The sequence below is a fragment of the Limnohabitans sp. Jir61 genome, from assembly GCF_003063545.1.
Taxonomy (GTDB): domain Bacteria; phylum Pseudomonadota; class Gammaproteobacteria; order Burkholderiales; family Burkholderiaceae_C; genus Limnohabitans.
This window is the reverse complement of the sequence record NZ_NESD01000003.1, coordinates 312,406-318,890: the sequence shown is the minus strand read 5'-3', so window position 1 is coordinate 318,890 and position 6,485 is coordinate 312,406. Positions and strand designations below refer to the sequence as shown.

The following is a 6,485-nucleotide window of genomic DNA, read 5'->3' as shown; positions in this document are numbered from 1 at the left end:
GAGCCGCGTCAATTTGGTCGTAAGCCTTAGCTTCGCCGCCGAACTTCAAAGACAGGATCGTGGTGATCGCAGCTGTCAAAGTTGTTTTACCGTGGTCAACGTGACCAATGGTGCCAACGTTCACGTGCGGTTTGGTACGTTCAAACTTACCTTTTGCCATTTCTCGACTCCGAAAAAAATAGGTGAATCACAAAAAAATCTGGTGCCCTTGGCGGGAATCGGACCCGCGACCTCTCCCTTACCAAGGGAGTGCTCTACCACTGAGCCACAAGGGCAAATCCATTGATCGCCAATCAATCCATTGAAAACCACAGGTGGAGCGGGAGACGGGAATCGAACCCGCGTCATTAGCTTGGAAGGCTAGGGTTCTACCATTGAACTACTCCCGCATCAGATCAGAAAAGATCGTCACAGTTGCAGGCCTACCGGCACTTCTACTTGTTGGTTTTCGCTGGTGGAGGGGACTGGATTCGAACCAGTGTAGGCGTAAGCCAACAGATTTACAGTCTGCCCCCTTTAGCCACTCGGGCACCCCTCCGGCGAATCGCGAACTATAGCAGAGTTTTCAAGCTTTCGCGAGTTTTTGCAGCCAAATGGCTCACAAATTCCAATCCAAACTCAGATTTTTTTGCGCCAGCCAGGCTTTGGCTTGTGAAAAGTGACCGCATCCGATGAATGGCTGTGGCGGCCGCAAAGCCGACAAAGGCGACGGGTGGTTGGCCTTGAGCACCAATGCCTCACGCTTGGTAGCCACACCCTCACGCAAACCCACAAAACCTGTAGGCTGAGCCGCGGTTTCGCGCTCAATCAACTCAGCTTTGGCCTGGGCATGACCACCCCACAGCATGTACACGCAGGCAGGCGCGGTTCGCGCCACCTCGGCAAGCAAGGCATCCGTCAATTGCTCCCAGCCGCGTTTGGCATGGCTCGCGGGCTGATTGTCTTCCACTGTCAGGCAGGTGTTGAGCAACAACACGCCGCGTTTAGCCCACACCTCCAATGAGCCGCCTTGGGGCGCGGACTGATTGAGGTCACGTTGCAGTTCTTTGAAGATGTTGCGCAGAGAAGGGGGAATCTTCACGCCGGGCGCCACTGAAAACGACAAGCCCTGCGCCTGATGCGGCCCGTGATACGGGTCTTGCCCCAAGATCACCACATTCACTTGCAACAAAGGCGTGAGCTGCAAAGCCCACAAAGGGTGCTTTGGGTAGATCACTGCGCCAGCATCCAAGCGCGATTGCACAAAAGCCGCCAACGATGCGCCTTGCGTGCTGCGCCAAAACGCATCGAGCGTCGGCTGCCAATCTGACTGAACCGACCAATCATCTGGCGACCACTGGGTTAAGCGCGGCGCAACGGCAGCCGCCGATAACGAATCACCAAACAAGTCGCCCGTCATGTGCAGTTAAGCAGCAAACAATTCGGCCAAAGCTTTACCAGGATCGGTGGCGCGCATAAAGGCCTCACCCACCAAGAAGGCATGCACGTTGGCGTCACGCATCTTTTGCACATCGCTGCGCTGCAAGATACCGCTCTCGGTGATGAGCAAACGGTCAGCCGGCACATCTTTGAGCATGCCAATCGTGGTGTCGAGCGACACCTCAAAGGTGCGAAGGTTGCGGTTATTGATTCCAACCAAAGGTGTTTTGAGTTTGAGCGCGCGCTGCAGTTCGGCTGCGTCGTGCACCTCGACCAACACGGCCATATCGAGGTTGCGGGCAATAGCTTCCATCTCAGCCATTTGCGCATCGGTCAAACAAGAAGCGATGAGCAAAATACAGTCAGCACCCATCACACGTGCTTCGTACACCTGGTACGGATCAACCATGAAGTCTTTGCGCAACACGGGCAAGTCACACGACGCACGCGCTTGCTTGAGGTAATCCACTTGACCTTGGAAGAAGTCTTTATCGGTCAACACCGACAAACACGCTGCGCCGTGCTCAGCATAGCTTTGCGCAATGTCGGCAGGAATGAAGTCCTCGCGGATGACGCCTTTGGATGGGCTGGCTTTTTTGATTTCAGCAATCACCGCTGGCAAGCCCGCTGCGACCTTGGCACGCAATGCGCCCACAAAGTCACGTGTGAGCACGCGGCTTTCAGCGTCGGCGCGCATCGCCGCCAATGACTTGCGCTGCAATGCGGCGGCGACCTCTTGGTGTTTGACCGCAACGATTTTGTTCAGGATGTCACTCATGACTGGGCTTTCTTTTCGCTTTCGAGCGACTCATTGCGCGCACCCAAAGGCGGCTCGTTTTTCAAAACATTCACAAATACGCGGTGCATCACCACGCCTGCAATCACAAACCCCACCGACACGCCGATGGCAAGCCAAGCTTCTGGGTTATTCCACATATCTAGACTTTAAGCCGACAGGGCATGCGCCGCAGCGACCAACTGATCCAGCTTAGCCTTGGCAGCACCCGACGCCAGTGCTTCGCGTGCTTTAGCAATACCCGCCTCGATGCTGTTCACCACATTGGCCGCATACAAGGCCACGCCGGCATTCAACACAACGATGTCGCGTGCGGGGCCGGCTTGGTTATCCAACACGCCCAACAACATGGCGCGCGATTGCTCGGGCGTTTCAACACGCAGCGCGCGGTTGCTGCTCATGGCAAAACCAAAGTCTTCAGGGTGAATTTCGTACTCGCGCACATGGCCGTCTTTGAGCTCACCCACCAAGGTGGCCGCCCCCAAAGACACTTCGTCTAAACCATCACGACCGTACACCACCAACGCATGCTCTGCGCCCAAACGCTCAAGCGCACGCACTTGGATACCCACCAAATCAGGATGAAACACGCCCATCAAAATATTAGGTGCGCTGGCAGGATTGGTCAGTGGCCCCAAGATATTGAAGATGGTGCGCACACCCAGCTCTTTGCGAACAGGGGCCACGTTTTTCATGGCGGGGTGATGGTTGGGCGCGAACATGAAACCAATGCCAACATCCGCAATGCACTTGGCAATTTGCGCGGGCGGTAAGTTGATGTTGACACCCAAGCTCTCCAACACATCGGCGCTGCCGCTTTTGCTGCTGACGCTGCGGCCACCATGCTTGCTGACTTTGCCACCTGCCGCAGCAACCACAAACATGGAGCAAGTGGAGATGTTGAAGGTATGTGAACCATCGCCGCCTGTGCCAACGATGTCCACCATGTGCGTGCGATCGGGCACATCTACCTTCGTGGAGAACTCGCGCATCACTTGGGCTGCGGCGGTGATCTCGCCAATGGTTTCTTTCTTGACGCGCAAGGCGGCAATGAAAGCCGACATCAACACCTGCGACATTTCGCCCGACATGATGAGGCGCATGATGTGCAGCATTTCGTCGTGAAAAATCTCGCGATGCTCGATGACACGTTGCAGCGCTTCTTGGGGCGTGATTGCATGAATGGTGGTTGTCATAGCCAGCCTTTACAGAAAGTTTTTCAGCATGGCATGTCCATGCTCGGTGAGGATGGATTCTGGGTGGAACTGCACACCTTGAATATCTAGCTCAGTGTGACGCACACCCATAATCTCGCCATCATCTGTCCACGCCGTGACCTTGAGAAAAGACGGACATGAAGCACGCTCAATCGCGAGCGAGTGGTAACGATTCACCGTGAACTTCTCGGGTAGGCCAGCAAACACACCTTCTTGCGTGGTGGTGATGACGCTGGTCTTGCCATGCATCAACTCTTGTGCACGAATGATCTTGCCGCCAAACGCTGCGCCAATGCTTTGATGGCCTAAGCACACACCCAATATTGGCAACTTGCCAGCAAAGTGCTGAATGGCCGCCACCGATATACCCGCCTCAGCAGGCGAGCAAGGACCAGGTGAAATCACCAAGCGATCGGGCTTGCGAGCAGCAATGCCTTCGAGCGTGATTTCGTCGTTGCGAAACACCTCAACCTCTGCACCCAACTCGCCAAAGTATTGAACGATGTTGAAGGTGAAGCTGTCGTAGTTGTCCACCATGAGGAGTTTGATCTTGCTCATTCCAAGCCCTCCTCGACCAATTCGCTGGCACGCAACAAGGCGCGCGCTTTGTGTTCTGTTTCTCTCCACTCCAACTCGGGCACCGAGTCGGCCACCACACCCGCGGCAGCTTGCACATAGAGCGTGTCGTTTTTGATGATGCCGGTGCGAATGGCAATCGCCACGTCCATGTCACCCGCAAAGCTCAAGTAGCCACAAGCACCGCCATACAAACCGCGCTTGGTGGGTTCGAGCTGATCGATCAATTCCATCGCGTGCACTTTGGGCGCGCCCGTTAGCGTGCCCGCAGGGAACGTGGCTTTGAGCACATCCATGCTGGTGAGCGGTTTGCCATCTACGCCGTCTAGCAACAAACCTTCCACGTTGCTCACGATGTGCATCACGTGGCTGTAACGCTCGACCACAAAGGCTTCGGTCACCTTGACGCTGCCTGTTTTAGCAATGCGGCCAATGTCGTTGCGTGCAAGGTCAATCAACATGACGTGCTCGGCGCGTTCTTTGGGGTCGTTGATGAGCTCAACCTCTGCCGCCTTGTCGGCCTCTGGCGTGGTGCCGCGTGGGCGCGTGCCGGCCAAGGGACGGATGGTGACTTTTTGCCCTTCAGGCGTGGACTCTTGGCGCACCAAAATCTCGGGCGATGCGCCCACAACATAAGCGTCGCCGAGGTTGTAGTAATACATGTACGGGCTGGGGTTCAACGAACGCAAGGCGCGGTACAGCGACAGCGGACTGGCCGTGAACTTTTTGTGAATGCGTTGACCCACCTGAACTTGCATGAAGTCGCCTGCGGCAATCAAGTCTTTGGCGCGCAACACGGCCGCCAAGTAATCGTCTTTCGCAAAGCTACGCTCAGCGGGATGGCTGGCACATGGCGCAATCGATGGCGCTTGTGCAGGCGCTTTCAACCGAAGCTTCAGCTCAGCCAGACGCGCCTGCGCTTTGGCGTAGGCATCGGACTGCACTGGGTCGGCGTAGACGATGAGCGAGAGCTTGCCTGACAGGTTATCAATCACCGCCAACTCTTCGGTTTGCAGCAACAAGATGTCGGGCATGCCCAAATCATCGGGCGGGCACGAGTGGACCAACTTCTTTTCGATGTGCCGCACCGTGTCGTAACCAAAGTAGCCTGCCAAGCCGCCACAAAAACGCGGCAAGCCTTGACGCAGCGCCACTTTGAAACGTTTTTGATAATCGGCCACAAAGTCGAGGGGGTTGCCTGCGTGGGTTTCGACCACCACGCCATCTGTCACCACTTCGGTTTTGGCCGCATCGCCAAAACCACTGGCACGCAGCAACGTGCGGGCGGGCAACCCAATAAAGCTATAGCGCCCAAAGCGCTCGCCGCCCACCACAGACTCCAGCAAGAAGCTACGCTCGCCCTTGTTTTGCACATGGGCAAGCTTCAAGTACAGCGAAAGCGGGGTTTCTAAGTCGGCAAAGGCCTCGGCCACCAACGGGATGCGGTTGTAGCCCTCTTGGGCCAATTGTTTGAATTCGGTTTCAGTCATTGTGAGCCTCCACAGCTCGGCCCCATCGCACTGGGGCGTTCATTCGGACAAGTGCTGAGCAGCTAGCGTGTGCTTCAGCGCGGGCACGGCATCAGTGAACCTGAGCGTGCTTTTAGACAAGCGCAGACGACGACGTACGCCAGGGCCAAGCTCCCCGGTCGTGACAACCTGTGACAGTGCTGCGGTGAATGAACATGGGCCCAGTTTATCAAAGGCTCAGGCCGCTTTAGATAAGGCCCGCGGAATGTCGACCAAGCTGTCCACATGGGCATCGGCATCTACACCATCCACGGGCTCGCCGTGGTTGTAGCCATAGCGCACCAACACCACGGGGCAGCCCGCGGCACGGGCTGCTTGGGCGTCGTTGCTCGAATCCCCCACCATCAAGGCCTGCGCGGGTTTGACGCCCAAAGCCTCGCAAGTTTTGAGCAGAGGCAGCGGATCAGGCTTTTTGCGCTCAAAACTGTCGCCGCCATACACATGCGTGAAAAAGTGGTCTAACCCTTTGGTCTGCAACAAGGGCTTGGCAAACGACAGAGGCTTATTGGTCAGGCACGCCAACTGCAACCCAGCATCGCGCAACTGCTGCAGGCCATCGATCACACCCGGATAAACATCAGCAAACTCGCCATTGATGAGGAAGTAGTGATGTTGGTAACGCAGCCACGCGGCATCATACAAATCGTCAACGCCACGAGATGCACATAAACGAACTTGTTCTTTCACCTCTGGCAAAGCCAGCTGATGCGCCAGCACCGAGCGAATCAAATGCTCAGAGCCCTTGCCGACCGTGCGCTCCACCAAGACGCGCGTGACTGGCGGCAAATCCAAGTCAGCAAGGCAACGGTTCAGCGCCACCTCAAAGTCTCCCAAGGTATCAATCATGGTGCCATCAAGATCAACGATAGCGGCTTGAAACTGAGTCAATGAGAAGTTCATAAATCACTTGCCCTGAGTTGGCACGAAATGCGTTAGCGCTGAATGAAG

At 56.1% G+C, this 6,485-nt stretch carries 8 protein-coding genes and 3 tRNA genes; all 11 read right to left on the bottom strand.

The annotated features are described in order from the left end of the window. On the bottom strand, window positions 1-160 hold a 160-nt coding region (locus B9Z35_RS11390; RefSeq protein WP_233246560.1), incomplete at its 3' end, for a GTP-binding protein. Window positions 161-200: 40 nt separating this feature from the next. Further along, a tRNA-Thr gene (locus B9Z35_RS11385) sits at window positions 201-275 on the bottom strand. 40 nt (window positions 276-315) lie between these two features. After that, window positions 316-389: transfer RNA gene (locus B9Z35_RS11380), tRNA-Gly, on the bottom strand. Between the two features lie 63 nt (window positions 390-452). Continuing rightward, window positions 453-538, bottom strand: a tRNA-Tyr gene (locus B9Z35_RS11375). Window positions 539-598: 60 nt separating this feature from the next. After that, window positions 599-1,399 (bottom strand): uracil-DNA glycosylase, encoded by an 801-nt coding sequence (locus B9Z35_RS11370; RefSeq protein WP_108283807.1) that lies wholly within the window; start codon window positions 1,397-1,399, stop codon window positions 599-601. 6 nt (window positions 1,400-1,405) lie between these two features. Further along, window positions 1,406-2,197, bottom strand: coding sequence for an indole-3-glycerol phosphate synthase TrpC (gene trpC / locus B9Z35_RS11365; RefSeq protein WP_108283806.1), 792 nt, complete (start codon window positions 2,195-2,197; stop codon window positions 1,406-1,408). Then, on the bottom strand, window positions 2,194-2,355 hold the full coding sequence (locus B9Z35_RS13045; protein ID WP_199219815.1) for a hypothetical protein: 162 nt from the start codon (window positions 2,353-2,355) through the stop codon (window positions 2,194-2,196). The genes trpC and B9Z35_RS13045 overlap by 4 nt, the downstream gene beginning before the upstream one ends. A 9-nt stretch (window positions 2,356-2,364) precedes the next feature. Continuing rightward, window positions 2,365-3,411 carry an anthranilate phosphoribosyltransferase gene (trpD, locus tag B9Z35_RS11360; RefSeq protein ID WP_108283805.1) on the bottom strand — a complete coding sequence of 349 codons (1,047 nt, stop codon included), beginning with the start codon at window positions 3,409-3,411 and terminating at the stop codon, window positions 2,365-2,367. A 9-nt stretch (window positions 3,412-3,420) separates the two neighbouring features. Further along, window positions 3,421-3,990 carry an aminodeoxychorismate/anthranilate synthase component II gene (locus B9Z35_RS11355; protein WP_108283804.1) on the bottom strand — a complete coding sequence of 190 codons (570 nt, stop codon included), beginning with the start codon at window positions 3,988-3,990 and terminating at the stop codon, window positions 3,421-3,423. Next, window positions 3,987-5,498 (bottom strand): anthranilate synthase component I, encoded by a 1,512-nt coding sequence (trpE, locus tag B9Z35_RS11350; RefSeq protein ID WP_108283803.1) that lies wholly within the window; start codon window positions 5,496-5,498, stop codon window positions 3,987-3,989. Before trpE ends, B9Z35_RS11355 begins: the two co-directional genes overlap by 4 nt. Before the next feature lie 216 nt (window positions 5,499-5,714). Further along, complete coding sequence (gph, locus tag B9Z35_RS11345) at window positions 5,715-6,437, bottom strand: phosphoglycolate phosphatase (RefSeq protein ID WP_108283802.1); 723 nt, start codon at window positions 6,435-6,437, stop codon at window positions 5,715-5,717. Between the last annotated feature and the right edge of the window lie 48 nt (window positions 6,438-6,485).